23 protein-coding genes are annotated in these 25,627 nt (G+C 64.4%); 21 read left to right on the top strand and 2 right to left on the bottom strand.

What is annotated here, in order from left to right; genetic code table 11:
- Positions 1-316: 316 nt before the first annotated feature.
- From gyrA to aroA, 7 genes are all read left to right on the top strand, one after another.
- Positions 317-3,031: a DNA gyrase subunit A gene (gene gyrA, locus AC3G88_RS07000; protein WP_488771098.1), complete on the top strand. Its 2,715-nt coding sequence runs from the start codon at positions 317-319 to the stop codon at positions 3,029-3,031.
- 82 nt (positions 3,032-3,113) lie between these two features.
- The gene (locus AC3G88_RS07005; protein ID WP_092594880.1) at positions 3,114-3,680 is read left to right on the top strand and encodes a DUF2059 domain-containing protein; all 567 of its coding nucleotides are present in this window, start codon (positions 3,114-3,116) and stop codon (positions 3,678-3,680) included.
- Between the two features lie 146 nt (positions 3,681-3,826).
- Positions 3,827-4,990 (top strand): 3-phosphoserine/phosphohydroxythreonine transaminase, encoded by a 1,164-nt coding sequence (gene serC, locus AC3G88_RS07010; RefSeq protein WP_153946788.1) that lies wholly within the window; start codon positions 3,827-3,829, stop codon positions 4,988-4,990.
- Positions 4,991-5,081: 91 nt separating this feature from the next.
- Positions 5,082-6,227 (top strand): prephenate dehydratase, encoded by a 1,146-nt coding sequence (pheA, locus tag AC3G88_RS07015; RefSeq protein ID WP_153946789.1) that lies wholly within the window; start codon positions 5,082-5,084, stop codon positions 6,225-6,227.
- An 18-nt stretch (positions 6,228-6,245) separates the two neighbouring features.
- A complete protein-coding gene (hisC, locus tag AC3G88_RS07020; protein ID WP_488771100.1) occupies positions 6,246-7,394 on the top strand; it encodes a histidinol-phosphate transaminase in 1,149 nt (382 codons plus the stop codon).
- 20 nt (positions 7,395-7,414) lie between these two features.
- Positions 7,415-8,314: a prephenate dehydrogenase gene (locus AC3G88_RS07025; RefSeq protein ID WP_092595513.1), complete on the top strand. Its 900-nt coding sequence runs from the start codon at positions 7,415-7,417 to the stop codon at positions 8,312-8,314.
- 44 nt (positions 8,315-8,358) lie between these two features.
- The gene (gene aroA / locus AC3G88_RS07030; protein WP_488771101.1) at positions 8,359-9,669 is read left to right on the top strand and encodes a 3-phosphoshikimate 1-carboxyvinyltransferase; all 1,311 of its coding nucleotides are present in this window, start codon (positions 8,359-8,361) and stop codon (positions 9,667-9,669) included.
- Positions 9,670-9,696: 27 nt separating this feature from the next.
- On the opposite strand, the gene AC3G88_RS07035 is transcribed toward aroA, so the two are convergent.
- The gene (locus AC3G88_RS07035) at positions 9,697-9,933 is read right to left on the bottom strand and encodes a DUF2061 domain-containing protein (protein ID WP_488771102.1); all 237 of its coding nucleotides are present in this window, start codon (positions 9,931-9,933) and stop codon (positions 9,697-9,699) included.
- Between the two features lie 148 nt (positions 9,934-10,081).
- On the opposite strand from AC3G88_RS07035, the gene cmk reads away from it, so the two are divergent.
- The 11 genes from cmk (at position 10,082) to cysM (ending at position 21,478) form a co-directional block, all read left to right on the top strand.
- Positions 10,082-10,741 carry a (d)CMP kinase gene (cmk, locus tag AC3G88_RS07040; protein WP_400391700.1) on the top strand — a complete coding sequence of 220 codons (660 nt, stop codon included), beginning with the start codon at positions 10,082-10,084 and terminating at the stop codon, positions 10,739-10,741.
- A 143-nt stretch (positions 10,742-10,884) separates the two neighbouring features.
- Positions 10,885-12,579 (top strand): 30S ribosomal protein S1, encoded by a 1,695-nt coding sequence (gene rpsA, locus AC3G88_RS07045; protein ID WP_092594869.1) that lies wholly within the window; start codon positions 10,885-10,887, stop codon positions 12,577-12,579.
- A 30-nt stretch (positions 12,580-12,609) separates the two neighbouring features.
- Positions 12,610-13,023, top strand: a complete 414-nt coding sequence (locus AC3G88_RS07050; protein ID WP_092594867.1) for an integration host factor subunit beta — start codon at positions 12,610-12,612, stop codon at positions 13,021-13,023.
- Positions 13,024-13,249: 226 nt separating this feature from the next.
- Positions 13,250-13,573 carry a LapA family protein gene (locus AC3G88_RS07055; protein ID WP_153946793.1) on the top strand — a complete coding sequence of 108 codons (324 nt, stop codon included), beginning with the start codon at positions 13,250-13,252 and terminating at the stop codon, positions 13,571-13,573.
- 3 nt (positions 13,574-13,576) lie between these two features.
- A complete protein-coding gene (gene lapB, locus AC3G88_RS07060; RefSeq protein WP_488771103.1) occupies positions 13,577-14,809 on the top strand; it encodes a lipopolysaccharide assembly protein LapB in 1,233 nt (410 codons plus the stop codon).
- Between the two features lie 39 nt (positions 14,810-14,848).
- Complete coding sequence (locus AC3G88_RS07065) at positions 14,849-16,222, top strand: UDP-glucose dehydrogenase family protein (RefSeq protein WP_488771104.1); 1,374 nt, start codon at positions 14,849-14,851, stop codon at positions 16,220-16,222.
- Positions 16,223-16,292: 70 nt separating this feature from the next.
- Complete coding sequence (gene rfaE1, locus AC3G88_RS07070) at positions 16,293-17,237, top strand: D-glycero-beta-D-manno-heptose-7-phosphate kinase (protein ID WP_400391713.1); 945 nt, start codon at positions 16,293-16,295, stop codon at positions 17,235-17,237.
- Between the two features lie 26 nt (positions 17,238-17,263).
- Complete coding sequence (gene rfaD, locus AC3G88_RS07075; protein ID WP_153947441.1) at positions 17,264-18,256, top strand: ADP-glyceromanno-heptose 6-epimerase; 993 nt, start codon at positions 17,264-17,266, stop codon at positions 18,254-18,256.
- 227 nt (positions 18,257-18,483) lie between these two features.
- Complete coding sequence (locus AC3G88_RS07080) at positions 18,484-18,933, top strand: ComEA family DNA-binding protein (RefSeq protein WP_488771105.1); 450 nt, start codon at positions 18,484-18,486, stop codon at positions 18,931-18,933.
- Positions 18,934-19,153: 220 nt separating this feature from the next.
- Positions 19,154-20,479: a solute carrier family 23 protein gene (locus tag AC3G88_RS07085; protein ID WP_488771106.1), complete on the top strand. Its 1,326-nt coding sequence runs from the start codon at positions 19,154-19,156 to the stop codon at positions 20,477-20,479.
- 96 nt (positions 20,480-20,575) lie between these two features.
- Positions 20,576-21,478: a cysteine synthase CysM gene (gene cysM, locus AC3G88_RS07090; protein WP_092594854.1), complete on the top strand. Its 903-nt coding sequence runs from the start codon at positions 20,576-20,578 to the stop codon at positions 21,476-21,478.
- Positions 21,479-21,568: 90 nt separating this feature from the next.
- On the opposite strand, the gene mltB is transcribed toward cysM, so the two are convergent.
- Entirely contained in the window at positions 21,569-22,672 is a 1,104-nt protein-coding gene (mltB, locus tag AC3G88_RS07095) for a lytic murein transglycosylase B (protein WP_153947444.1), read from the bottom strand.
- 152 nt (positions 22,673-22,824) lie between these two features.
- On the opposite strand from mltB, the gene AC3G88_RS07100 reads away from it, so the two are divergent.
- The 3 genes from AC3G88_RS07100 (at position 22,825) to AC3G88_RS07110 (ending at position 25,596) form a co-directional block, all read left to right on the top strand.
- A complete protein-coding gene (locus AC3G88_RS07100) occupies positions 22,825-23,748 on the top strand; it encodes a histone deacetylase family protein (RefSeq protein WP_400393256.1) in 924 nt (307 codons plus the stop codon).
- 170 nt (positions 23,749-23,918) lie between these two features.
- Entirely contained in the window at positions 23,919-24,953 is a 1,035-nt protein-coding gene (locus AC3G88_RS07105) for a methionine ABC transporter ATP-binding protein (RefSeq protein WP_400393254.1), read from the top strand.
- The gene (locus tag AC3G88_RS07110; RefSeq protein WP_092594846.1) at positions 24,943-25,596 is read left to right on the top strand and encodes a methionine ABC transporter permease; all 654 of its coding nucleotides are present in this window, start codon (positions 24,943-24,945) and stop codon (positions 25,594-25,596) included. The genes AC3G88_RS07105 and AC3G88_RS07110 overlap by 11 nt, the downstream gene beginning before the upstream one ends.
- The last annotated feature ends 31 nt before the right edge of the window (positions 25,597-25,627 follow it).

The raw sequence follows: 25,627 nt of genomic DNA on the forward strand, positions 1-25,627 counted from the left end.
GCTGGGGAATTGTGCCACAAGGCTCGTTTCCTAAGAAGTAAATATATTCGATTCAACCACGTGGTTTTAGGCCTGTGGTGTTTGTGCAACATCGGTCTTGCGGCGCCTGCAAACCCTTGTCCTGTATGGGTTGCAGGGCATCGGGGGTGGACGGGTGGTGCGTCGGCGGGGGCGGTGGAGGGGTGGTTCCGGCGGGGGCGGGAAGGGGTTCCGCGCGTGATAGAATGCCATGTTCGCCCGTCGCCGGCATGGTCACTTCATGCCGTCAGATTCACGGGCTTCATTTGCTTAAACCCGCCGCATAAACCACGCCGCAATGGATCAATTCGCCAAAGAAACCCTTCCGGTCTCGCTGGAAGAGGAAATGCGCCGCTCTTACCTCGATTACGCAATGAGCGTTATCGTGGGGCGCGCGCTTCCCGACGTCCGGGACGGCCTGAAGCCGGTACACCGGCGCGTGCTCTTTGCGATGCATGAGCTGAATAACGACTGGAACCGGGCCTACAAGAAATCGGCGCGTATCGTCGGTGATGTGATTGGTAAGTATCACCCGCACGGTGATACTGCTGTCTACGACACGATCGTCCGCATGGCGCAGAATTTCTCGCTGCGCTATATGCTGGTCGACGGCCAGGGTAACTTCGGTTCGGTGGATGGAGATAACGCTGCGGCGATGCGTTATACCGAAATCCGCCTGGCGAAGATCGCCCATGAAATGCTTCACGATATCGACAAGGAAACTGTCGATTTCGAACCGAACTATGACGGTTCGGAGAAAGAGCCCGGTATTTTGCCGGCGCGAATCCCGAATTTGCTGATCAATGGTTCGTCGGGTATTGCCGTGGGTATGGCAACCAATATCCCGCCGCATAACCTCAATGAGGTTGTCGACGCCTGTCTGCATCTGCTCCGTAATCCCGATACCACGATCGACGAACTGATCGAACTGGTACCGGCGCCTGATTTTCCGACGGCCGGCATTATCTATGGTATCCAGGGCGTACGTGAGGGTTACCGAACGGGCCGGGGCCGCGTGGTCATGCGCGCGCGCACGCACTTTGAGGATATCGACCGTGGCGCGCGCCAGGCGATCATCGTCGACGAACTGCCGTACCAGGTGAACAAGCGGACCCTGCTCGAGCGCATTGCCGAGCTGGTGACCGAGAAGAAGATCGAGGGCATCTCGGACATCCGCGACGAGTCTGACAAGTCAGGCATGCGCGTGGTGATCGAGCTCAAGCGCAACGAAGTGCCCGAGGTTGTGCTGAACAACCTATATAAGAACACCCAGCTGCAGGACACGTTCGGCATGAACATGGTGGCGCTGGTCGATGGCCAGCCGCGCCTGCTGAACCTGAAGCAGATGCTGGATGCCTTCCTGTCGCATCGCCGCGAAGTGGTGACGCGCCGCACGGTGTTCGAGCTGCGCAAGGCGCGCGAGCGCGGGCACGTGCTGGAAGGCCTGGCCGTGGCGCTGGCGAACATCGACGAGTTCATCGCGATCATCAAGGCTGCGCCGACGCCGCCGCTGGCCAAGCAGGAACTGATGGCCAAGCCCTGGGATTCGGGCCTGGTGCGCGAAATGCTGTCGCGTGCCGAGAGCGACACTGCAGGCGGCCGCGCCTCGTATCGCCCGGATGGCCTGCCGGCCGTGTTCGGCATGCAGCCCGATGGCCTGTATCGCCTGTCCGACGGCCAGGCGCAGGAAATCCTGCAAATGCGCCTGCAACGCCTCACGGGCCTGGAGCAGGACAAGATCGTCCAGGAATACCGCGAAGTGATGGGCCTGATTGCCGACCTGCTCGACATCCTGGCCCGCCCGGAGCGCATCACCACGATCATCACCGAGGAACTGGGCGCCATCCGCGCCGAGTTCGGCGACGAGCGCCGCTCGCAGATCGAGCACAACGCGACCGAACTCGACACGGAAGACCTGATCACCCCGCAGGACATGGTGGTGACGCTGTCTCACTCGGGCTACATGAAGAGCCAGCCGATTTCCGAATATCGCGCGCAGAAGCGCGGCGGCCGCGGCAAGCTGGCCACGGCGACCAAGGAAGACGACTGGATCGACACGCTGTTCGTGGCCAACACGCACGACTACATCCTGTGCTTCTCGAATCGCGGCCGCCTGTACTGGCTCAAGGTCTACGAAGTGCCGCAAGGGTCGCGTAATTCGCGTGGCCGTCCGATCGTGAACATGTTCCCGCTGGCCGACGGCGAGAAGATCAACGTGATCCTGCCGGTGCGCCAGTTCGACGCCGAGCACTTCATCTTCATGGCTACCGCTCGCGGCACGGTCAAGAAGACGGTGCTGACCGATTTCTCGAATCCGCGCAAGGCCGGCATCATTGCGGTCGACCTCGACGAGGGCGACTTCCTGATCGGCGCCGCCATCACCGATGGCCAGCACGACGTGATGCTGTTCTCCGATGCCGGCAAGGCGGTGCGTTTCGACGAGAACGACGTGCGTCCGATGGGCCGTCAGGCGCGTGGCGTGCGTGGCATGAACCTCGACGAAGGCCAGGCTGTGATCGCCATGCTCGTGGCCCCGGCCGAAACGGCAGAGGGCGAGGGCGCGGCGGCCGACGGCGTTTCGATCAGCGCGGTGGGCAGCGTGCTGACCGCCACCGAGAATGGCTACGGCAAGCGCACGCCGATCTCCGAGTACACTCGACACGGCCGTGGCACCAAGGGCATGATTGCGATCCAGACGAGCGAGCGCAATGGCCGGGTGGTGGCCGCGGCGCTGGTTTCGCCCGAAGACGAGATCATGCTGATCACCACGGGTGGCGTGCTGATCCGCACCCGCGTGGCCGAGATTCGCGAGATGGGTCGGGCCACCCAGGGCGTGACGCTGATCAACGTGGACGAGGGTACGAAGCTGTCGGGCCTGCAGCGCATCGTCGAATCAGATGCTGATAACAGCAGCAACGGCGAAGACGAAGACGTGGCGGACCATGCCAGCGGCGCGGCCAATGCCGATGGCGATACCGGAGCGGGCGCCGCCGACGCGGACGCGAATTCGTAATTTGTTGCAACAACGGGACGACGGCCGGAACTCGCCAGACGGCCGTTCGGACTAATCCGGACGTATTTACCAGGGAGTCATAATGCTCAAAACCTATCGACGTATCGCTGTTCTGGCTGCTTTCGCTCCGATGATGATGCTGGCGCAAGGCGCGCACGCTCAGGAAGACAAGGACAAGACCGCGGCCATCAAGGAACTGCTGACCGTCATGCAGGCCGACCAGGCTGTCAAGGGTCAGGCCGACAACTGGCAACAGGGCGCCAAGCAGGAAGCGCCGCTGGTGCTGGAGCAGGTTCTTGTCGAGAACAAGACGCTGAACGACAAGCAGAAGCAGGCCGCTGTCGACAAGCTCAAGAAGAACGGTGCCGTGCAGCGCATGGTCGACGGCGCCGGTACGGCGTTCAACACCGACGGCTTCCGTCAGGACGCCATCAAGGCGCACTACGATGCCTTCGGCAAGTACTACTCGACTCAGGAAATCAAGGATCTGACCACGTTCCTGAAGTCGCCGACGGGCCAGAAGTTCATGGCCAACCAGGGCAAGGCCACCCAGGAAATCTGGGGTTCGATGATGCAGAAGTACGGCCCGCAGGTTGGCAAGTCGATGCGCGACGCCGCCGAGAAGGAAATCGCCGCCGCTTCGAAGTGATCGACGGCTGACCTCTCGGGCCCTTCGTGCCGGGGAGGTCGCAGGTCCAGACCCGCTCCGGATGCCCTGGGTGTCCAAGGGGCGCGGGTTTTGGGCGATAATGGCTGCCTGGTTCCATCCGGCAGCCATTTTTCTTTTCTCCCTCCATGAACGATCCCCAGAACCCCGCCCTCGCCGGCCTGCAACGTTCCCTGGCCGAGCGCGTCTTCAATTTCTCGCCTGGCCCGGCCGCGTTGCCGACCGAAGTCCTGCAGCAGGCCGCCGAGGAAATGCTGTCATGGCGCGGAACTGGCGTTTCGGTGATGGAGATGAGCCACCGCAGCAAGGAATTCGAGAGCATCCATCATCAAGCGATGACGGATCTGCGCGAACTGCTGCATGTGCCGAAGAACTTCAAGATTCTGTTCCTCCAGGGTGGCGCCATCGGCGAGAACGGCATCGTGCCGCTGAACCTGGCCAATCGCGTCAATGCCGCCAAGCCGAAGACCGACTTCGTGGTGACCGGCACGTGGTCGGTCAAGACCGAGCAGGAAGCGCGCCGCTATGGCGAGGTGAATATCGCCGCGTCCAGCAAGGACCAGAAGTGGCACAAGATTCCCGACGTGAAGACGTGGAATCTGTCGGACGATGCCGCCTATGTGCACCTGTGCACGAACGAGACCATCGTCGGCGTGGAATTCCAGGACATTCCCGACATCGGCCAGACCGGCACGCATGACAAGGGCCGCATCGTCGTGGCCGACGCGTCGAGCCATATCCTGTCGCGCCCCATCGACTGGTCGCGCGTGCAGGTGGTGTACGGCGGCGCACAGAAGAACATCGGCCCGGCCGGCGTGACGATCGTCATCGTGCGCGAAGACCTGATCGGTTTCGCGCATCCGCTTTGCCCTTCGGCGTTCAACTGGCGCCTGGTGGCCGAGCACGACTCGATGTACAACACGCCGCCCACCTATGCGATCTACATCGCCGGGCTGGTGTTCCAGTGGCTCAAGGCCCAGGGCGGCGTGGCCGGGATCGAACAGCGCAATATTGCCAAGGCGCGCGCGCTGTACAGCTTCCTGGACCAAAGCGACTACTACCGTAACGAAATCGATCCCGGCAGCCGCTCGCGCATGAACGTACCGTTCTTCCTGCGCGATGAATCGCGCAACGAAGCGTTCCTGACCCAGGCGCGCGCGAATGGCCTGGTACAGCTCAAGGGCCACAAGTCCGTGGGCGGCATGCGCGCCAGCATCTATAACGCGATGCCACTCGAAGGTGTGACCGCGCTGGTGGAATTCATGCGCGAGTTCGAGCGCACCGCCGCCTGACGGTGGTGCTTTCTGTCGCGGCCCTTGCAGCGCTGGGGCCCGGCATCAGCCCAGACTTTTCGCGGCTGCGCGATGCGCGGCCCACAGGCCTATGACACAGCAAGACAAGCCGGGGGTGGCCGCCTCCGGCCATGACAATGCCGCACCAAGCCCTCAGGAGCAGGCGCTGTCCGCCGACCTGGCGCCGCTGCGCGACCAGATCGATGCCGTCGACCGCGAACTGCTGGCCCTGCTGAACCGTCGCGCGCAGCTGGCGCTCGACGTGGGCGAGGTCAAGAAGAAGTACGGCGCGCCGGTGTTTCGCCCCGAACGTGAGCTGCAGGTAATCCGCAAGGTGCAGGGCGCCAATCCGGGCCCGCTGCTTGGCGAAAGCGTGGCGTCGATCTGGCGCGAGGTGATGTCCGCCTGTCGCGGGCTGGAAAAGCCGCTGGAGATTGCCTTCCTCGGCCCGGCCGGCACGTTTTCCGAGCAGGCGCTGTACGCGCACTTCGGCCACGAGGTCTCGGGCGTGCCGTGCCCGAGCATCGACGAGGTGTTCCGGTCGGTGGAATCCGGGACGGTGGAATACGGCGTGGTGCCGGTCGAGAATTCGACCGAGGGCGCCGTGTCGCGCACGCTGGACCTGTTCCTCCAGACGTCGCTGAAGATCAGCGGCGAGATCGCGCTGAAGGTCCATCACAACCTGATGGCATCGTCGCCCGACATGAAGGGCGTGACCGTGGTGCGCGCGCATGCGCAGGCGCTGGCGCAGTGCCAGCACTGGCTGACCGCCAACTATCCGCATCTGGAGCGCCAGGCCGTGTCCAGCAATGCCGAGGCCGCGCGCATGGCCAGCGAGGACCCCACGGTGGCGGCGATTGCCGGCGAAACGGCCGCCAACCGCTATCACCTGCATATCGTGCGGGCGAACATCCAGGACGATCCGCACAACCGCACGCGCTTTGCCGTGATCGGCCGCTACGAGACCGAGCCGTCGGGCAGCGACCAGACGTCGATGATCTTGTCCGTGCCGAACAAGGCCGGTGCCGTGTACCAGCTGCTGGCGCCGCTGGCGGACAACGGCGTGTCGATGTGCCGGTTCGAGTCGCGGCCGGCGCGTAGCGGCGCGTGGGAGTACTACTTCTATGTCGATGTGGAAGGCCATCAGCACGACCCGTCCGTGGCACGCGCAATCCAGGCGCTGCGCGCCAACGCCGCGTACCTGAAGGTGCTCGGGTCCTACCCGTCGAGCAAATAACGCAGGCAGGAGACACGCATGGCACAACAGGAAAGCGGGGCGGCGAATATGGCGGCCAATGTGGCCGATTATTTCGGCCCGACCTACGTCCGCAAGATTTCTCCGTACATCGCAGGAAAGCCAATTTCGGAAGTGGCACGCGAGTTCGGGCTCGACGAAGCACGCATCGTCAAGCTGGCCTCGAATGAGAATCCGCTCGGCATGCCGGCATCGGCCAGGGCCGCCATCGCGGCGGCCACGGCAGACCTGGGGCGCTATCCGGACAGCAACGGCTTCGAACTGAAGGCCAAGCTTTCGGAAAAATTCGATGTCCCGGCCGAGTGGCTGACACTGGGCAACGGCAGCAACGACATTCTGGAGCTGGCCGCGCATGCGCTGGTGCGTGCCGGCGAGTCGATCGTCTACGCCGAATACTCGTTCGCGGTCTACGCGCTGGCCACGCAGGAAGTGGGCGCGCGCGCCATCGAGGTGAAGTCGCGCCAGTACGGCCATGACCTCGACGCGATGGCCGCCGCGATTGCGCCGGACACGAAGCTCGTGTTTATCGCCAATCCGAACAACCCGACCGGCACCTTCGTGTCGGCCGCCGAGATCGAGGCGTTCCTGGCCAAGGTGCCGCCGCACGTGGTGGTGGTGCTGGACGAGGCGTACAACGAATATCTGGACGCCGGCCAGCAGTACGAATCGATTGCCTGGGTGCGCAAGTATCCGAACCTGATGGTGTCGCGCACGTTCTCGAAGGCTTACGGGCTGGCCGGGCTGCGGGTCGGGTATGGCGTGGCTCAGCTGCCGCTGACGGACCTGCTCAACCGCGTGCGGCAGCCGTTCAACGTCAACAGCCTGGCGCAGGCCGCAGCCGTGGCGGCGCTGGGCGACGCGGCATTCCTGCAGCGCAGCGCCGAACTCAATCGTGCCGGCAAGGCCCAGCTGGTGGCCGCTTTCGAACGCATGGGGCTGGAGTACGTGAAGTCGTCGGGCAACTTCGTCATGGTCCGCGTGGGCACGGACGACGGTGCCGGCGCTCGTGTGAACCTGGCCATGCTCAGGCAGGGCGTGATCGTGCGCCCGGTGGCGAACTACGGTCTGCCGCAGTGGCTGCGTATCACGATTGGCCTGCCTGACGAGAACGCCGCCTGCATCGCGGCGCTCGAACAGGCATTGATGTGAAACCGAATCGATCTGAAGCCGTGAGTGCTCTGCATTTTTCCCGTGTTGTGATTGTCGGCGTCGGCCTGATTGGCGGATCGCTGGCGTTGTCGCTCAAGCGTGCCGGCGTGGTCGGCACCGTGGTGGGGGTGGGCCGGTCGGCGGCGTCGCTCGAAAAGGCCAAGATGCTGGGCGTCATCGACGAGGCCGCCGAATCGCTGGCCGAAGCCGCGCGCGGCGCCAGCCTGATCGTGCTGTGCGCGCCGGTGGCGCAGAACTTTGCGCTGCTCCATGCGCTGGAGCCGCATCTGCAGCCCGGCACCATCGTGACGGATGCCGGCAGCACCAAGTCCGACGTGATCATGGCCGCCAAGACGGCGCTCGGTGACAAGGTGGCGCAGTTCGTGCCCGCCCACCCGATTGCCGGCCGCGAGCTGCACGGCGTGGAGGCCGCGCTGAACGACCTGTACCTGGGCAAGAAGGTGGTGATGTGCCCGCTGCAGGAAAACAGCCGCGTCGATGTGGCGGCGGTGCGCGCCATGTGGGAGTCCACGGGTGCCGATGTCCACGTGATGTCGGCCGTGCAGCATGACGCCGTGTTCGCATCGGTCAGCCATCTGCCGCACGTGCTGTCGTATGCGCTGGTGGCGCAGGTGGCCAATGCCGAGGACGCGGCGCTGAAGCTCGATTTCGCCGGCGGTGGCTTCCGCGACTTCACGCGCATTGCCGCGTCGTCGCCGGAGATGTGGCGCGACATCTGCATCGCCAACAAGGAGGCGCTGCTGCGCGAGATCAACACGTACGAAGCCGTGCTGGGTCACCTGAAGGCCCAGATCAAGGCGGGCGATGGTGCCGCGCTGGAGCGGATCTTCGCGCGCGCCAGCGACACGCGCCTGAAGTGGGGCGCGGCGCGCGCCGCCACCCATAACGTAGAACCCTGATGCCGTGGCGCCTTTCCGGGCGCCAGGCCGACGCTGCAAAGACCATGGAACATCTGACCCTCGGCCCGCTGACCCGCGCATCGGGCACCGTGCGCCTGCCCGGCTCGAAGAGCATCTCCAACCGCGTGCTGCTGCTGTCCGCACTGGCAACCGGCGAGACACGCGTTCGCGATCTGCTCGATTCCGACGACACCCAGGTCATGCTCGAAGCACTGAAGGTGCTGGGCGTGACCTGGCGCCGTGAAGGCGGCGACTGCATCGTGACCGGCGTGGGTGGCCATTTTCCGAACAAGGCCGCCGACCTGTTCATGGGCAATGCCGGTACGGCGATTCGTCCGCTGACAGCGGCGCTGGCGCTGCAGGGCGGCGCCTACAAGCTCAGCGGCGTGGCGCGCATGCACGAGCGGCCGATCGGCGATCTGGTGGACGGCCTGCGGCAGGTTGGCGCCGCGATCGAATACCTGGGCACACCCGGCTATCCGCCGCTGGAGATCAAGCCCGCGCAGATCCGCATCGAAACGCCGATCCGCGTGCGTGGCGATGTGTCGAGCCAGTTCCTGACCGCGCTGCTGATGACGCTGCCGATGGCGTCGGCGCCGTCCGGGCGGATCGAGATCGAAGTGGTGGGTGAGCTGATCTCGAAGCCGTACATCGAGATCACGCTGAACCTGCTGGCGCGCTTCGGCATCGTGGTCGAGCGGCAGGGCTGGGAACGATTCATCCTGCCGGCCGGCGCCCAGTACCGCTCGCCGGGCGAGATCTACGTCGAGGGGGATGCCTCGACCGCATCGTATTTCCTGGCTGCCGGTGCGATTGGCGGCGGTCCGGTGCGGGTCGAAGGCGTGGGTTTGTCGAGCATCCAGGGCGATGTGCGCTTTGCCGATGCGCTGAACCGGATGGGCGCCAACGTGATGGCCGGCGACAACTGGATCGAGGTTCGCGGCACCGAGCGCGACGACGGCCGGCTCAATGGCATCGAACTCGACTGCAACCATATTCCCGACGCCGCGATGACGCTGGCCGTGGCGGCACTGTTCGCCGAAGGCACGACCACGCTGACCAATATCGCCAGCTGGCGCGTCAAGGAAACCGATCGTATTACCGCCATGGCGGCGGAGCTGCGCAAACTGGGCGCCACGGTGGAAGAAGGCGCCGACTACCTCAAAGTGACGCCTCCGGCATCAAACGCGTGGCAGACCCCGGCCGAAGGCATTGGCACCTATGATGATCACCGGATGGCCATGTGTTTCTCGTTGGCCGCTTTTGGGCCGCTGCCGGTGCGGATCAACGATCCGGGCTGCGTGGCGAAGACGTTCCCGGAGTATTTCTCGGTGTTTGCCGGGGTGGCGCGGTAAGCGGCCACTCCGGTTCAATAGCAGTGTTCAGGCGGCGGCCAGGTGGGGCGCCGCCGGCGCTTCATGGCTGGCTTCGGCCGTTGCGGGATTTCCGCGACGTTCACGGCGCTCCCAGTACTTGTCGAAGAAATAGTGGGCTACCGTGTTGACGGCCGGTTCGATGAAGGTGATGGCGCCGCTGATGGCCAGGCTGCCGGTCAGCGCGTAGGTCACGCTGAAGGCGATGCCCAGGTGCATGATGCCGAAGGTCAGGGTTTTGGCCATGGTGGATTGCTCGCTCGAAAAATGTCGGGATGGTCGCGCAGCGCCTTTTGTGGGGAACGGGAACGCTGCAGCCGCGCAACCATGGATCAAATGATAACGACTCTCAATCAAAGTCGAAAATCAATAGTTTCAAGCTAACCAATTAAGAATGACTATCATTGACGTCATCACCATAGATGGACCAACCGCTTCCGGCAAGGGAACGGTGGCCCACAAGGTGGCAGATGCCCTGAGCTTCCATTTGCTGGACAGCGGCGCGCTGTATCGGCTGGTGGCGCTGGCCAGCGACCGTGCCGACGTGGACATCGGCGACGTCGATACCCTTGCAAAGATCGCCTTGCGCCTCGATGTGAAGTTCGGCCCGGACCGGGTCTGGCTCGAAGGCGAAGAGGTCAGCCAGTTGATTCGCCAGGAGGCGATCGGCAACCGGGCGTCGGCGCTGGCCGTCCATCAGCCCGTGCGTGATGCGTTGACCGCACTTCAGCGCGGCTTTCGCAAGCTGCCTGGCCTCGTGGCGGACGGCCGCGACATGGGCACGGTGATCTTCCCGGAGGCCCGCCTCAAGGTGTTCCTGACGGCGAGTGTCGAGGCGCGCGCCCGCAGGCGCTATAAACAATTGATTGATAAGGGAATTTCTGCTAATATCGAAGACCTTTTGCGTGACCTCGAGGCGCGCGACGCGCGGGACCGTTCCCGTGCCGCCGCACCGTTGCGTCCCGCGGAAGACGCGCAACGCCTGGACACCTCCGAAATGACGGTGGACGAGGCGGTGGCGCAGGTGCTGGAGTGGTTCGCCGCGGTGCGGTGAGTAAAACCATGAGGCGCCGAACCGGGCCTGTATCGGAACCCAACCCGTCCGGTACAGGTTGTTCAACCTGACCCCGCTGCGTAAGGCAGACTGTGCACGATACGCGTGCCGGCCTACGTACTGCGGATTGCTACTTTACGTTTATGTCCGACCTGCAAACTAACGAATCCTTTGCCGCACTGTTCGAGGAATCGATCGCCCGCTCCAATATGAAAGCTGGCGAAGTGATTTCCGCTGAAGTCGTGCGCATCGACCACAATTTCGTGGTCGTCAACGCCGGCCTCAAGTCCGAAGCATTTGTGCCGGTGGAGGAGTTCCTGAACGACCAGGGCGAGCTCGAAGTGCAGGCCGGCGACTATGTCTCCGTGGCCATCGATGCGCTCGAGAACGGCTATGGCGACACCATCCTGTCCCGCGACAAGGCCAAGCGCCTGGCATCGTGGCTGAACCTCGAGAAGGCGCTGGAAGACGGCGAGATCATCTCGGGTACCGTGACCGGCAAGGTCAAGGGCGGCCTGACTGTCATGGTCAATGGCATCCGTGCCTTCCTGCCCGGTTCGCTCGTCGACGTGCGTCCGATCAAGGACACCACGCCGTACGAAGGCAAGACCCTCGAATTCAAGGTCATCAAGCTCGACCGCAAGCGTAACAACGTCGTGCTGTCGCGCCGCGCCGTGGTGGAAGCCACGCTGGGCGAAGAGCGTCAGAAGCTGATGGAAACGCTGAAGGAAGGCGCGATCGTCAACGGTATCGTCAAGAACATCACCGACTACGGCGCGTTCGTGGACCTGGGTGGTATCGACGGCCTGCTGCACATCACCGACCTGGCATGGCGTCGTGTGCGTCACCCGAGCGAAGTGCTGTCGGTTGGCCAGGAAATCACCGCCAAGATCCTCAAGTTCGACCAGGAAAAGAACCGCGTCTCGCTGGGCGTGAAGCAACTGGGCGAAGATCCGTGGGTGGGCATCTCGCGCCGCTACCCGCAAGGCACGCGTCTGTTCGGCAAGGTGACGAACCTGACCGACTACGGCGCATTCGTGGAAATCGAAGCCGGTATCGAAGGCCTGGTCCACGTGTCGGAAATGGACTGGACCAACAAGAACGTGGCCCCGTCGAAGGTTGTCCAGCTGGGCGACGAAGTCGAAGTCATGGTTCTGGATATCGACGAAGACAAGCGTCGTATCAGCCTGGGCATGAAGCAGTGCAAGGCCAATCCGTGGGACGATTTCAGCCGCAACCACAAGAAGGGCGACAAGCTGACGGGCCAGATCAAGTCGATCACCGACTTCGGCGTGTTCATCGGTCTGCCGGGCGGCATCGACGGCCTGGTGCACCTGTCGGACCTGTCGTGGCAAGAGTCGGGCGAAGAAGCCGTGCGCAAGTACAAGAAGGGCGACGAAGTGGAAGCTGTCGTCCTGGGCATCGACGTCGACAAGGAACGCATCTCGCTGGGTATCAAGCAGCTGTCGGGCGATCCGTTCAACAACTTCATCTCGGCCAACGACAAGGGTTCGCTCGTCAACGGCACGATCAAGGCTGTGGATGCCAAGGGCGCCGTGGTGCAACTGGCTGACGACGTCGAAGGCTACCTGCGCGCATCGGAAATCTCCGCTGACCGCGTGGAAGATGCCCGCAACGTGCTGAAGGAAGGCGAGCAGATCACCGCCCTGGTGGTGAACGTCGACCGCAAGTCGCGCAACATCAACCTGTCGATCAAGGCCAAGGACAGCGCAGAGCAGCAGGAAGCGATGCAGAAGTTCCAGGCTGACACCGGCACGGCTGGCACGACCAACCTGGGCGCGCTGCTGAAGGCCAAGCTGGGCCAGGAAAACCAGTAATTTAGAGCGCCGCGCGAAGCGAGACCGCCCATGACCAAGTCCGAGCTCGTCGAAAAACTGGCTGCCCGTTTTCCGCAGTTGCTGCTGCGGGATGCGGACATCTCGGTAAAAACGATACTCGACGCGATGTCCGAAGCCCTGGCCGATGGCCATCGCATCGAGATCCGTGGCTTCGGCAGCTTTGGTCTGAACCGGCGGCCGCCTCGCGTGGGCCGCAACCCCAAGTCCGGCGAACGTGTGCTGGTGCCCGAAAAACGGGTGCCGCATTTCAAGGCGGGCAAGGAGTTGCGGGAGCGGGTAGACCGCCCTGTATCGCCACAGGGTGGCGTCGCGACCGTCAACGGTCAGGCGCCGCACGGCAAGGCAGGGCAGTCGCTGGCCCCGTCGCAACCGGCTCCGGCCGGCCTGCACGAGGACAATCAGCTCAATCTGGTCCGTTCCTGATGCATGCTCGCCATACTGGCAAGTTTGTGCAAAAACGCCCCTTCGGGGGCGTTTTTGTTTGCGCGCGGATGACGGCCGCCTCCCGCGGTGGGCGGCGCGCCCAAGCGACCAATCGTTACCGTTTGCGAGAAGTGATTCCGCTACAATGCCGGGAATCCTTGGCCGGGTGCGCCGGATCGCTGCTGTGTGACCGGTTGTGCACCCCTGATCCGATGGCATTCACCGCATGAAACTCATCACCTGGATCTTCCGCATCGTCCTGTTCGTGCTGCTGTTCGTGCTGGCACTGCGCAATACCGGCGATGCCGACCTGCAGCTGTTCTTCGGGGCGGTCTGGCATGCCCCGCTGATCCTGATCCTGCTGGCCGCGTTCGGGCTGGGCATCGTGGCTGCCTTGGCTGCCGTGGCGCCGGGGCTGATGCGCCAGCGCATGGAAGCGTCGCGCCTGCGTCGTGCCCTGGGCGCGGTGCGGGCCACGCCGGCGGTGGATGTCGTGCCGCCCGAGGCCAAGCCGGGCGTACCTTATAACGTAGTCGGTCCGAAAGTCTGACCCATGATGTTTGAAACCTGGTGGCTGCTGGCGCTGCCACTTGTATTTGGCCTTGGCTGGATGGCTGCGCGCTTCGACCTGCGCCAGCTGATGAGCGAACAGGGCGCGTTGCCGCGTTCGTATTTCAAGGGCCTTAATTTCCTGCTCAACGAGCAACCCGACAAGGCCATCGACGCCTTTGTCGAGGTGGCGCGTCTCGACCCCGAGACCACCGAGCTGCACTTTGCGCTGGGCGCGCTGTTCCGCCGACGCGGCGAGACCGAACGCGCGATCCGCGTGCATCAGAACCTGGCCACCCGGCCAGACCTCCCCGAGCCCGAACGTGAGCACGCACTCTATGAACTGGGGCAGGACTTCCTGCGTGCCGGCCTGCTGGACCGTGCCGAGGAGTCGCTGCGCCGGCTGATGTCGGGCCCATACGCGGCATCGGCCAAGCGCGTGCTGCTGGAACTGTACGAAGTCGAGAAGGAATGGTCCAAGGCCATCGACGCCGCACGCGAACTGCAGACGCTGGACCAGAAGGACTACCGCGTGCAGATTGCTCAGTTCTGCTGTGAACTGGCGCAGGACGCGCTGCAGAAGAAGAAGCCCGAGGAAGCCGTCGAATGGCTGCGTCGTGCCCGCGAGGAAAACCCGGCCAACGTACGTGCGCCGATCCTGCTGGGCGATGTGGCCGCCGCGGCCGGCGACCAGACCGGCGCGCTGGAGCACTGGCTCGGCATCGAAAGCCAGGATGCGGCCTATCTGCCGCTGGTGGCTGACCGGGTGGTCAAGGCCTACGCGACGCTGGGCGAGCAGGGCAAGGCCCTGCAGTGGCTGCGCGACCTGCTCAAGACCAAGCTGGCGCCGGAATTGCTCGATACCGCCTATCGCACCGAACTCGAAGCGAACGGCCCGGTGGCCGCCACCGCGCTGATGCGCGACCAGTTGCGCCGCCAGCCGACGCTGCTGGCCCTGACCCGGTATTTCGAGGCGCAGGCGGCCGAGACCAAGGCGCAGCAGCCTGTCGGTGCCGATGGCGCGGCGCCGGCCGATGGCGCGGATGCAGACACCGATCCGGACGACCAGACGAAGGAAATCGAGGCGATCCGCGATCTGCTGCAACTTCGCACCCGTAACCTGGCGCGCTATACCTGCCGCGAATGCGGCTTCCGCGCCCGGCTCTTCTACTGGCAGTGCCCCGGCTGCAACCGCTGGGAGACCTATGCGCCGCGCCGCTCCGAAGCGCTTGGCTAATCCATCTCAAGCGACCCTGAATTCCCTGGAGCTTCCGCAATGAAAGTTACGATTATCGGCAGCGGCTATGTTGGCCTGGTGACCGGTGCCTGTCTGGCCGAACTCGGCAATTCCGTGTTCTGCCTCGATGTCGACGAAAAGAAGATCGCCCTGCTGAACGCCGGTGGCGTGCCCATCTACGAACCGGGCCTGAAGGAACTGATCGACCGCAATCGCGCGGCGGGCCGGCTGACGTTTTCCACCGATGTCGCCGCCAGCGTCGAACATGCCGACGTCCAGTTCATCGCCGTGGGCACCCCGCCCGACGAGGACGGCTCGGCCGACCTGCAGTACGTGCTGGCCGCCGCGCGCAACATCGGCCGCCATATGACCGGTTTCAAGGTGGTGGTGGACAAGTCGACCGTGCCCGTGGGCACCGGCGACCGCGTGGCCGCCGTGATCCGCGAGGAACTGACGGCGCGCGGGCTGGAAGACCTGCAGTACTCGGTGGTATCCAACCCCGAGTTCCTGAAGGAAGGCGCGGCCGTGGAAGACTTCATGCGTCCGGACCGCATCGTGCTGGGCTGCGCGCCCGACGTCGCCGGCCGCCACGCGCAGGCCATCATGCGTCAGCTGTACTCGCCGTTCAACCGCAACCACGAGCGCACGTTCTACATGGACGTGCGCTCGGCCGAGTTCACGAAGTACGCGGCCAATTCGATGCTGGCCACGCGTATCTCGTTCATGAACGAACTGGCCAACCTGGCCGACGAAGTGGGCGCCGACATCGAACTGGTGCGGATGGGCATCGGCTCGGACCCTCGCATTGGCTACAGCTTCCTGTACGCGGGCGCCGGCTACGGTGGCTCCTGCTTTCCCAAGGACGTGCAGGCGTTGATGCGCACGGCCAGCGCCTACGGCAAGCCGATGCGGGTGCTGGAGGCCGTGGAGGCCGTCAACGATGCACAGAAGCAGGTGCTGGGCCGCAAGGTGGTCAATCGCTTTGGTGAGGATCTGAGCGGCAAGACTTTCGGCATCTGGGGCCTGGCATTCAAGCCCAATACCGACGACATGCGCGAGGCGCCGGCCCGCGTGCTGGCCCGTGAACTGGTATCGCGCGGCGCGTCGCTGCGCGTGCACGACCCCGTGGCGATGCACGAGGCCCGCCGCGTGCTGGAGACCGACCTGGCCGACATCCCCGGCGGCATGGATCGCGTGCAATTCTGCGACGCCCAGATGGACGTGCTGAAGGACGCCGATGCGCTGGTGATCGTGACGGAGTGGAAAGTGTTCCGCAGCCCCGATTTCACGCAGATCCGCGCGTTGCTCAGGACGCCGGTCATCATCGACGGCCGTAACCTCTATGAACCGGATGCCATGGCGCAGGCCGGCATCGAATATCACGCGATCGGGCGCTCCACCGCCGCGCACTGATTCGTTTCAACCGCGTAACCAGACCGACCCGCCGCACCGTCCCGGCACGGCGCGTCGCAAAGGGAAGTTCATGAGCAAGAACACGATTCCGCAGGACCAGATCCGCCAGTCTCAGGTGCTGGTGGTGGGCGACATGATGCTGGACCGCTACTGGTTCGGCGATGTGGAGCGCATCTCGCCGGAAGCGCCCGTGCCCGTGGTGCAGATCAAGCGCAGCGACGAGCGCCTGGGCGGCGCCGCCAACGTGGCCCGCAACGCCGCCGCGCTGGGCGCCCGCGTGGGCATGCTCGGCGTGGTGGGCGACGACGAGCCCGGCCGCACGCTGGAGGCGCTGCTCAACGAGAGCCACGTCCAGCCGTACCTGCATCGCGACGCCAGCCTGAACACCACCATCAAGCTGCGTGTGGTGGCACACCAGCAGCAGCTGTTGCGGGTGGATTTCGAGAACGCGCCGGCCAGCGAAGTGCTGGCTTCGGTACAGGACCGCTACCAGACCCTGGTCAACGACTACCAGGTGCTGGTGCTGTCGGACTACGGCAAGGGCGGCCTGACCCATGTCGGCCGCATGGTCGACGCGGGCCGCGCGGCCGGCCGCACCGTGCTGATCGACCCCAAGGGCGACGATTACTCGCGCTACCGCGGCGCCACGCTGATCACGCCGAACCGCGCCGAAATGCGCGCCGTGGTCGGTGCCTGGAAGACCGAGGCCGACCTGACCATCCGCGCCCAGAACCTGCGCCGCGCGCTTCAGCTCGAAGCGTTGCTGCTGACGCGCTCGGAAGAGGGCATGACGCTCTATACCGAGGCCGAAGTGCTGCATGTCTCGGCCCAGGCGCGCGAAGTCTATGATGTATCGGGGGCCGGCGACACGGTAATTGCCACGCTGGCCACCATGCTGGGCGCCGGTGTGCCGCTCAAGGAAGCCGTGCAGCATGCCAACCGCGCCGGCAGCATCGTCGTCGGCAAGCTGGGTACCGCTGTTGTCACTTATCCCGAATTGTTTGGCGCTGCCTGAGGCGCGCCTGCCAGCCTGAATCCGCCATGACCATCATCGTGACCGGCGCTGCCGGCTTTATCGGCAGCAACATCGTCAAGGGCCTGAACGAACGCGGCGAATCGCATATCGTCGCCGTCGACAACCTGACGCGAGCCGAGAAATTCAACAATCTCGTGGACTGCGAGATTGCCGACTACCTGGACAAGGCCGAGTTCGTCGAGCGTTTCAAGCGCGGCGATTTCGGCCATGTGCGCGCGGTATTCCATGAGGGCGCCTGCTCCGACACCATGGAAACGGACGGCCGCTACATGATGGAGAACAACTACCGCTACACGCTGGCGCTGATGGAAGCCTGCCTGGAGCAGGGCACCCAGTTCCTCTATGCGTCGTCGGCCGCCACTTATGGCGCTTCTACGATGTTCCGCGAGGATCGCGAGTACGAAAAACCGTTGAACGTCTACGGCTATTCGAAATTCCTGTTCGACCAGGTGGTGCGCCGCCGGCTGCCGTCCGCGCATTCCCAGATCGTCGGCTTCCGCTACTTCAACGTCTACGGCCCGCGCGAATTCCACAAGGGCCGCATGGCGTCGGTGGCGTTCCACCATTTCAACCAGTTCCGCGCCGAAGGCTCGGTCAAGCTGTTCGGCGAGTACAACGGCTACGCGCCGGGCACGCAAAGCCGCGACTTCGTGTCGGTGGAAGACGTGGTCAAGGTCAACCTGTACTTCCTCGATCATCCGGAAAAGTCCGGCATCTTCAACCTTGGCACCGGCCGCTCGCAGCCGTTTAACGATATTGCGGTGTCGGTGGTGAATGCATTGCGCGAGTCCGAGGACAAGCCACCCCTGTCGCTGGAAGACATGGTGCAGGAAGGGCTGGTCGAATACGTGAAGTTTCCCGATGCATTGCGCGGCAAGTACCAGTGCTTCACGCAGTCCGACGTCTCGCGCCTGCGCTCGGCCGGCTACGAGGCGCCGTTCCTGACGGTGCAGGAAGGCGTGAGCCGCTACTGCAAGTGGTTGCTCGACCGTAGCTGAAGCGCGCGGCCGCGCATGGCCGTGTCGCGCCCGCGCCACGGTCCAACCTGGCCGGACTCGTAGAAGTCCGGCAGTACATCACCAATATTGCGCTTGGACACACAAACGCGCGGATATTGTGAACTCATGTGTCCAGCCATTTCTGACGTCCGATCGGACTCCTATCCTGACCGCTTCCGTTGCCATCCGGCGGCGGACAGCAACCCGAAAGGAAAGGAGTTTCATCGATGCACAAGACGTACGACGCTGCCCAGGCAAATGCGCCGGCGGCCCGGACCGGCAACTTTCTGACCAGCACATCCCGAAGCGCGCACCGCGCGTGGCGGCGCGCCAGCCTGGCCCTTGCGTTCACGCTGGCCATGGCTGGCATGGGGCCGGCGCACGCCGAGGTCGACGTGAATAGCGCCGACGAGGTGGCGCTGACCACGATCAAGGGCATTGGCCCGGCAACGGCCAAGCGGATTCTGGCGGAGCGCGACAAGAACGGGGCGTTCCAGGACGCGGCTGACCTTGCAGACCGCGTGCCGGGAGTAGGGGCGAAATCGGCGGCCAATCTCCAGGAAGCGGGCCTGACGTTCGGCAAGCCGTCCGCTAACACGGCGGGCGCCCGCAAGGATGGCAAGCCCGCGCCGAAGCCGTCGCCGCAGGCCGCGCCGAAGACCACGCCAGCGCGCTGAGGCCGGCGCTCGCGCCCCGGGTCAACAGCCCGGGGCTGGTATGCGTTGTGCTTCGCTGGCGTGGCATGCGCGCCGCAGCCCCGATTTGCACCACCGGGGGTGCGGGGTATCATGCGCATCGCCGTTGCGGCCCGACGCCTGGCGCCGGCCCGCAACCCGAGATTCCATACCGATCATTCAACCGGCAACGCAGCCGTGCCGCTGACAGGGAGAGAACAACATGGCGAATGGCCAGGACAGCATTGACGACGGGAGTTTCCTGCCGAAATGGCGGCTCAAGACCGAGGGGGTGATCGCTCCCGACGAACGCCTGCCGGCAGGTCAGACGATTCTGGCGGGCATTCAGCACGTGGTGGCGATGTTCGGCTCCACGGCGATTGCCCCGATCCTGATGGGCTTTCCTCCCAATATCGCGATCCTGTTCTCCGGCATCGGCACCTTGCTGTTCTTCCTGTGCGTGCGCGGCCGCGTGCCCAGCTACCTGGGATCGAGCTTCGCGTTCATCGCGGTGGTGATCGCGGCGACCGGCTACAGCGGTAGCGGCCCGAACGCGAATATCCCGGTCGCCCTTGGTGGCATCATCGCCGCGGGCGCCGTGTACACCATCATCGGACTGATCGTGCAGACCGTGGGCTATGCGTGGGTGGAAAAACTGATGCCGCCGGTGGTGACGGGTGCCATCGTCGCTGCCATCGGCCTGAACCTGGCGCCGGTGGCCGTCAAGGCGGTCAGCGGGGCGGCGCTCGATACCTGGGTGGGCCTGCTGACGGTGCTGGCCGTGGGGCTGATCGCGGTACGGGCGCCGGGCATGCTGGGGCGCCTGCCGGTCCTGCTTGGCGGCCTGGCGGGCTACCTCGCGTATTTCGTGGCGACCAACCTGATGGGCCTGGGCCACCCCATCGACTTTTCCGGCGTGGCCGCAGCCAGCTGGTTCGGCATGCCGGCGTTCACCACGCCGGTCTTCCAGGCCAACGCGATGCTGCTGATCGCGCCGGTGGCCATCGTGCTGGTGGCCGAGAACCTGGGCCATATCAAGGCCATTGGCGTGATGACGGGTCGCAATCTCGATCCGTACATCGGCCGCGCATTCATCGGCGATGGCGTGGCCACGATGCTGTCGGCATCCGGCGGCGGCACCGGCGTGACCACGTACGCCGAAAACATGGGCGTGATGGCTGTCACGCGCATCTACTCGACGCTGATCTTCGTGGTGGCCGCGGCGGTGGCGATCCTGCTCGGTTTCTCGCCCAAGTTCGGCGCGCTGATCCTGACGATTCCCGGTCCGGTCATCGGGGGGCTGACCATCGTCGTGTTCGGCCTGATCTCGGCCACGGCGGGGCGCATCTGGGTGCAGAACCACGTGGATTTTTCCAGCTCGCGCAACCTGATCACGGTCGGTGCGACGCTGACCGTGGCCGCTGGCGACCTGACGCTGAAATTCGGCGGCATGACGCTGGGCGGCATCGGGACGGCCACGTTCGGCGCGATCCTGCTGTACCACCTGCTGGGCAGCCGTCATCCGGAAGACCAGGGTCTGACGCACTGAACCGGCGCGCGCCGGCACGGGGCGGAATGGCCCGGCCGCCGGTGCGGGTAAGGTTGGTGCATTACAATGGCCGACGAAAACCGACCTCCCCGCACCATGGCCTACAAAACGATTGAAGACACCATTGGCAACACGCCGCTGGTACGACTGCAGCGTATTCCCGGCGCTGCCATCGAAGCGCGCGGCAACGTGATCCTTGGCAAGCTCGAGGGCAACAACCCGGCCGGCTCGGTCAAGGACCGCCCCGCGCTGTCGATGATCCGCCGCGCAGAAGAGCGTGGCCGCATCAAGCCTGGCGACACGCTGATCGAAGCCACGTCGGGTAACACGGGCATCGCACTGGCCATGGCAGCCGCCATCCGCGGCTATCGCATGGTGCTGATCATGCCCGAGGACCTGAGCCTGGAGCGTCGCCAGAGCATGGCGGCCTATGGCGCGGAAATCATCCTGACCCCGGTCAAGGGCGGCATGGAGTATGCGCGCGACCTGGCCGATGCCATGGAGCGCGAGGGCAAGGGCGTGATCCTGGACCAGTTCGCCAACCCGGACAATCCGCTGGCACACTACGAGTCCACGGGACCGGAGCTCTGGCAGGACACCGAGGGCCGTATTACCCACTTCGTCTCGGCCATGGGCACGACCGGCACCATCACCGGTGTTTCGCGCTTCCTCAAGGAAAAGAACCCCGCCATCCAGATCATCGGTGCCCAGCCCGCTGAAGGGTCGCGCATTCCGGGGATACGCAAGTGGCCCGAAGCGTATCTGCCGAAGATCTACGATCCGAAGTTCATTGATCGCCAGGAGCCTGTCACGCAGGCCGATGCGGAACACATGGCACGCCGGATGGCCCGCGAGGAAGGCATTTTCTGTGGAATCTCGGCCGCTGGCGCCCTGTGCGTGGCGCTGCGCATTGCCGAGGAAGTGGAGAATGCGACGATCGTCTTCGTGGTGTGCGATCGTGGCGACCGCTACCTGTCGACCGGGGTCTTCCCGGCCTGAATCCAGCGCCTGACCCCAGGGACTCGCCACCCAACAAAAAGCCCCGCCGGCATCGCCGCGGGGCTTTTTGCCTGACAGGGGCCTTGGCGCTCAACCCATGGCGGCCTTGACGGCTTCGCCCAGCTGATACACCGCCAGCGCATAGAAGAAGCTGCGGTTGTAGCGCGTCAGGACATAAAAGTTGCGCAGGCCGATCATGTACTCGGTCGGCTGGTCCGGCGTCGGCAAATCGACGACCAGCACCCCTGTTTCGCCTTCGCGCTGCACGTCGATCGGTTCGTCCACGCGCAGCCCGGCCTTGGTCAGCTGGTTCAGCGTGCGCGTCGGCCAGGGTTCGCCGTCGGCCGCGGCCGTGGCCACGCCAAGGCTGCCGGCGTCGCCGGCGATCCGCCAGACCACGGGCCGGCCCTGTTCCCAGCCATGCAGTTGCAGGAATCGGCCAACGCTGCCGATGGCGTCGGTGGGGCTGTTGCGCAGATCGACATGGCCGTCGCCGTCGTAGTCGATGGCGTATTCGCGCAGGCTGGTCGGCATGAATTGCGGGATGCCCACGGCACCGGCGTAGGAGCCCAGGACCGAGTACACGTCGGTCCTGGTGTCGCGGCACCAGACCAGGTAATCGGCAAGCTGGTTGCGGAACAGCGTCGTGCGGGCGTCGCGATTCGGCGTGTCGGGGTAGTCGAACGCCAGGGTGGACAGCGAGTCGAGCACGCGGAATGTGCCCATGTCGCGGCCGTAGATCGTTTCCACGCCAATGATGCCGACGATGACCGATGCCGGCACGCCGAACTCGGCCTCCGCGCGGCGCAGCGCCTCGCGGTTCTGTTGCCAGAAGCGGACACCGGCATTGATGCGGATCGGCTCGATAAAGCGCGACCGGTACGCACGCCAGCTCTTCTTGCCCGGCGTGGTCGGCGGCATGATCAGCCGCGAGACCGTGGCCGAATACACGGCCTGGCTGAAATACGATTCCAGTTCGGCCCGCTGAAAGCCATTGCGCGCCACCATCTCGTCGATGAATGCCTGCGTCTTCGGATGATTCCGGTAGCGGCCCGGTTCGATTTCCTCTTCCCGGACACTTACGCGTCGGCCGGCGGCCAGGAGTCCTGGAGAAACGCCGCACAGGCCCAATGCGGCAGCGGTGAGTGCGGCGCCCAATAGCGGGCGGCGCAAGGAACGCTGTTGGTCGGTCATGATGTCCTTTGCAAGTCGCACCGAGTATAGCGGATGCGATACACGCGACGCCCCGTTCCGGGGGGATTGGTTACGAAGTTCGGGCGTCGCCGAGTCCGGGTACGTCCTGTGCTAACGTAATGGCTGGAGACAAACTTGACCCACAATCCAAAATGCCAACGGGTTATTACACGCATCCGTCGTTCCTGCAGCACGAGATGGGGTTTTTCCATCCCGAATGCCCGGAACGCCTGCAGGCCATCGAAGACCATCTGATTTCGCACGGGATGGACGGCCTGCTCGACCGGCGCGATGCCCCGGCCGCCACCGACGAGCAGATCGAGCGCGTGCATCGGCACGACTACGTTGCCAGCCTGAGCGCCAACAGTCCATCGACCGGCTACTACCCGATCGACCCCGACACGTCCATGAACTGCCACACCCTCACCGCCGCCACCCATGCGGCCGGTGCAGCCGTGGCCGCCACCGACGCGGTGATCGCGGGCCAGCTCGAAAACGCATTCTGCTGCGTGCGTCCACCGGGCCATCACGCCGAGCCCGACCATGCGATGGGTTTCTGTTTCTTCAACAACGTGGCCATTGCGGCCAGGCACGCCATCGCGGCCCACGGCCTGCAGCGCGTGGCGGTTGTCGATTTTGACGTACATCACGGCAACGGCACCGAAGCGGCCTTCCGCGACGACCCGCAGGTCATGATGTGCAGCTTCTTCCAGCATCCGTTCTATCCGTACAGCGGCACCGAGCACCTGGCGGCGAACATGTCGAATATTCCGCTGCCGGCGTACACCAACGGCATGGCCGTGCGCGAGGTGGTGGAAACCATCTGGCTGCCGCGTCTGAACGAGTTCAAGCCAGAGATGATTTTCATCTCGGCGGGCTTCGACGCGCACCGCGAGGACGACCTGGGCCAGATGGGGCTGGTCGAGCAGGACTACACCTGGATCACCGAGCAACTGGTGCAGGTGGCCAAGACCCACGCGCAGGGCCGCATCGTCAGTTGTCTGGAGGGCGGCTATAACCTCAGCGCGCTCGCGCGTAGTGTCTTCGCCCATCTCAAGGTGCTAATGGAAGCCTGAATATGCTTTATTCGGCCCAAAATGACGCCCTATATGACGTGAGCGCATAAAGGCATCGGAAAAATCTCGTTTGAGGTATGAAGCGGATCGCATAAAATGCGGGCTTCACAAAAATAAGACCCGGCAACACCGCAGGAGACCCCGCGCTGTTGCCGTTTTCTTTTCTCTTCATGATCGAACTGCAAGGACTCTCGCAGCGGTTCCCCGGCGGGTCGGGGGAAGTGCATGCCCTGCGCGATGTCAGCCTCTCCATCGCCGCCGGCGAGATCTTCGGCATCATCGGCCGAAGCGGCGCCGGCAAGAGCACGCTGGTGCGTGCCATCAACCTGCTGAACCGGCCTTCCAGCGGCCGCGTGATCGTCGACGGCCAGGATCTCACCGCGCTGAACAACGGCGCGCTGCGCGAGGCGCGTCGCGAGATCGGCATGATCTTCCAGCACTTCAACCTGCTGTCGTCGCGCACCGTGTATGACAACGTGGCGCTGCCGCTCGAACTGGCGGGCAAGTCGAAGCAGGACATCGCCGCGACCGTCGAGCCGTTGCTGGAACTGGTCGGCCTGTCGAAGCTGCGCGACCGCTATCCCGCGCAGATCAGCGGCGGGCAGAAGCAGCGTGTGGGCATCGCCCGCGCCTTGGCCAGCAAGCCCAAGGTGCTGCTGTCGGACGAAGCCACGTCGGCGCTGGACCCGGAGACCACGCGCTCGATCCTGGAACTGCTCAAGCAGATCAACCGGGAACTGGGCCTGACCATCGTGATGATCACGCACCAGATGGAGGTCATCAAGCAGGTCTGCGACCGCGTGGCCGTGCTCGAAGCCGGGCAGGTCGTGGAATCGGGGCGCGTGATCGACGTATTCCTGCGCCCGCAGCATGAGGTCACCCGCGCGATGATCGGCGACGTGATTGCGCAGGAATTGCCGGCCAGCGTGCTCAAGCGTGTGGAAAGCCGCCTGGGCAATGGCCGCGACCATGTCTACCGCCTGGCATTCACCGGCGACAACGTGGACCAGCCGGTGCTGGCGCAAGCCATTCGCCAGCACGGTCTGGACTTCAACATCCTGCACGGCCATATCGACGAGATCCAGGGCCAGGCATTTGGCTCGCTGGCGATCATGGCCACGGGCGAACCTGCCGCGGTGCGCGCGGCGATGGACTATCTGCAGACGCAGGGCGTGGTCGTGGAGGAGATCGAACATGTGGTCTGAAATGTTTGACCTGTTCCTGTCGTCGTTCGGCGAGACCTTGCTGATGGTGGCCATCTCGGGCGTGGTCGGATCGCTGCTGGGCGTGCCGCTGGGCGTGCTGCTGCACCTGACCAATCGTGGCGGCGTGCTGTCGCATCCGCTGTTCAACCGCACGATTGGCGTGGTCGTGAACGCGGTGCGCTCGATCCCGTTCATCATCCTGCTGGTGGTGGTGATCCCGTTCACGCGCTTTATCGTCGGGTCGTCGATCGGCACCACGGCGGCCATCGTGCCGCTGACGATCGCCGCCGTGCCGTTCATCGCGCGCCTGGTGGAAGCCGCGCTGCGCGAGGTGGACAAGGGCCTGGTGGAGGCCGCGCAATCGATGGGCGCCACCACCGGCCAGATTGTCTGGAAGGTGCTGCTGCCGGAAGCCATGCCCGGCATCGTGGCGGGTTTGACGATCACGTTCGTGAGCCTGGTTGGCTATTCGGCCATGGCCGGCGCCATCGGCGGCGGCGGACTCGGGGATTTGGGCATTCGCTATGGCTACCAGCGGTACATCACCGAGATCATGGTGGCCGTGGTGCTGATCCTGATCGTGTTCGTCCAGGCAGTGCAGAGCTTTGGTGACTGGCTGGTGCGCCGGATCAGCCATCGGTGAGCCATCGTTGAGCCATAACAATTTCTACGCA

It is taken from the genome of Cupriavidus sp. 86D6, from assembly GCF_057815095.1.

What these genes read in the sequence shown, in the direction of transcription:
- rfaD (WP_153947441.1), top strand. Translation starts at nt 17,264, where the DNA reads ATGACCATCATCGTGACCGGCGCTGCCGGCTTTATCGGCAGCAACATC.
- AC3G88_RS07035 (WP_488771102.1), bottom strand. Translation starts at nt 9,933, where the DNA reads ATGGCCAAAACCCTGACCTTCGGCATCATGCACCTGGGCATCGCCTTC.
- cysM (WP_092594854.1), top strand. Translation starts at nt 20,576, where the DNA reads ATGGCCTACAAAACGATTGAAGACACCATTGGCAACACGCCGCTGGTA.
- AC3G88_RS07005 (WP_092594880.1), top strand. Translation starts at nt 3,114, where the DNA reads ATGCTCAAAACCTATCGACGTATCGCTGTTCTGGCTGCTTTCGCTCCG.
- AC3G88_RS07065 (WP_488771104.1), top strand. Translation starts at nt 14,849, where the DNA reads ATGAAAGTTACGATTATCGGCAGCGGCTATGTTGGCCTGGTGACCGGT.
- mltB (WP_153947444.1), bottom strand. Translation starts at nt 22,672, where the DNA reads ATGACCGACCAACAGCGTTCCTTGCGCCGCCCGCTATTGGGCGCCGCA.
- cmk (WP_400391700.1), top strand. Translation starts at nt 10,082, where the DNA reads ATGACTATCATTGACGTCATCACCATAGATGGACCAACCGCTTCCGGC.
- hisC (WP_488771100.1), top strand. Translation starts at nt 6,246, where the DNA reads ATGGCACAACAGGAAAGCGGGGCGGCGAATATGGCGGCCAATGTGGCC.
- AC3G88_RS07085 (WP_488771106.1), top strand. Translation starts at nt 19,154, where the DNA reads ATGGCGAATGGCCAGGACAGCATTGACGACGGGAGTTTCCTGCCGAAA.
- rfaE1 (WP_400391713.1), top strand. Translation starts at nt 16,293, where the DNA reads ATGAGCAAGAACACGATTCCGCAGGACCAGATCCGCCAGTCTCAGGTG.
- rpsA (WP_092594869.1), top strand. Translation starts at nt 10,885, where the DNA reads ATGTCCGACCTGCAAACTAACGAATCCTTTGCCGCACTGTTCGAGGAA.
- pheA (WP_153946789.1), top strand. Translation starts at nt 5,082, where the DNA reads ATGACACAGCAAGACAAGCCGGGGGTGGCCGCCTCCGGCCATGACAAT.
- gyrA (WP_488771098.1), top strand. Translation starts at nt 317, where the DNA reads ATGGATCAATTCGCCAAAGAAACCCTTCCGGTCTCGCTGGAAGAGGAA.
- serC (WP_153946788.1), top strand. Translation starts at nt 3,827, where the DNA reads ATGAACGATCCCCAGAACCCCGCCCTCGCCGGCCTGCAACGTTCCCTG.
- AC3G88_RS07050 (WP_092594867.1), top strand. Translation starts at nt 12,610, where the DNA reads ATGACCAAGTCCGAGCTCGTCGAAAAACTGGCTGCCCGTTTTCCGCAG.
- aroA (WP_488771101.1), top strand. Translation starts at nt 8,359, where the DNA reads ATGGAACATCTGACCCTCGGCCCGCTGACCCGCGCATCGGGCACCGTG.
- AC3G88_RS07080 (WP_488771105.1), top strand. Translation starts at nt 18,484, where the DNA reads ATGCACAAGACGTACGACGCTGCCCAGGCAAATGCGCCGGCGGCCCGG.
- AC3G88_RS07105 (WP_400393254.1), top strand. Translation starts at nt 23,919, where the DNA reads ATGATCGAACTGCAAGGACTCTCGCAGCGGTTCCCCGGCGGGTCGGGG.
- lapB (WP_488771103.1), top strand. Translation starts at nt 13,577, where the DNA reads ATGATGTTTGAAACCTGGTGGCTGCTGGCGCTGCCACTTGTATTTGGC.
- AC3G88_RS07110 (WP_092594846.1), top strand. Translation starts at nt 24,943, where the DNA reads ATGTGGTCTGAAATGTTTGACCTGTTCCTGTCGTCGTTCGGCGAGACC.
- AC3G88_RS07055 (WP_153946793.1), top strand. Translation starts at nt 13,250, where the DNA reads ATGAAACTCATCACCTGGATCTTCCGCATCGTCCTGTTCGTGCTGCTG.
- AC3G88_RS07100 (WP_400393256.1), top strand. Translation starts at nt 22,825, where the DNA reads ATGCCAACGGGTTATTACACGCATCCGTCGTTCCTGCAGCACGAGATG.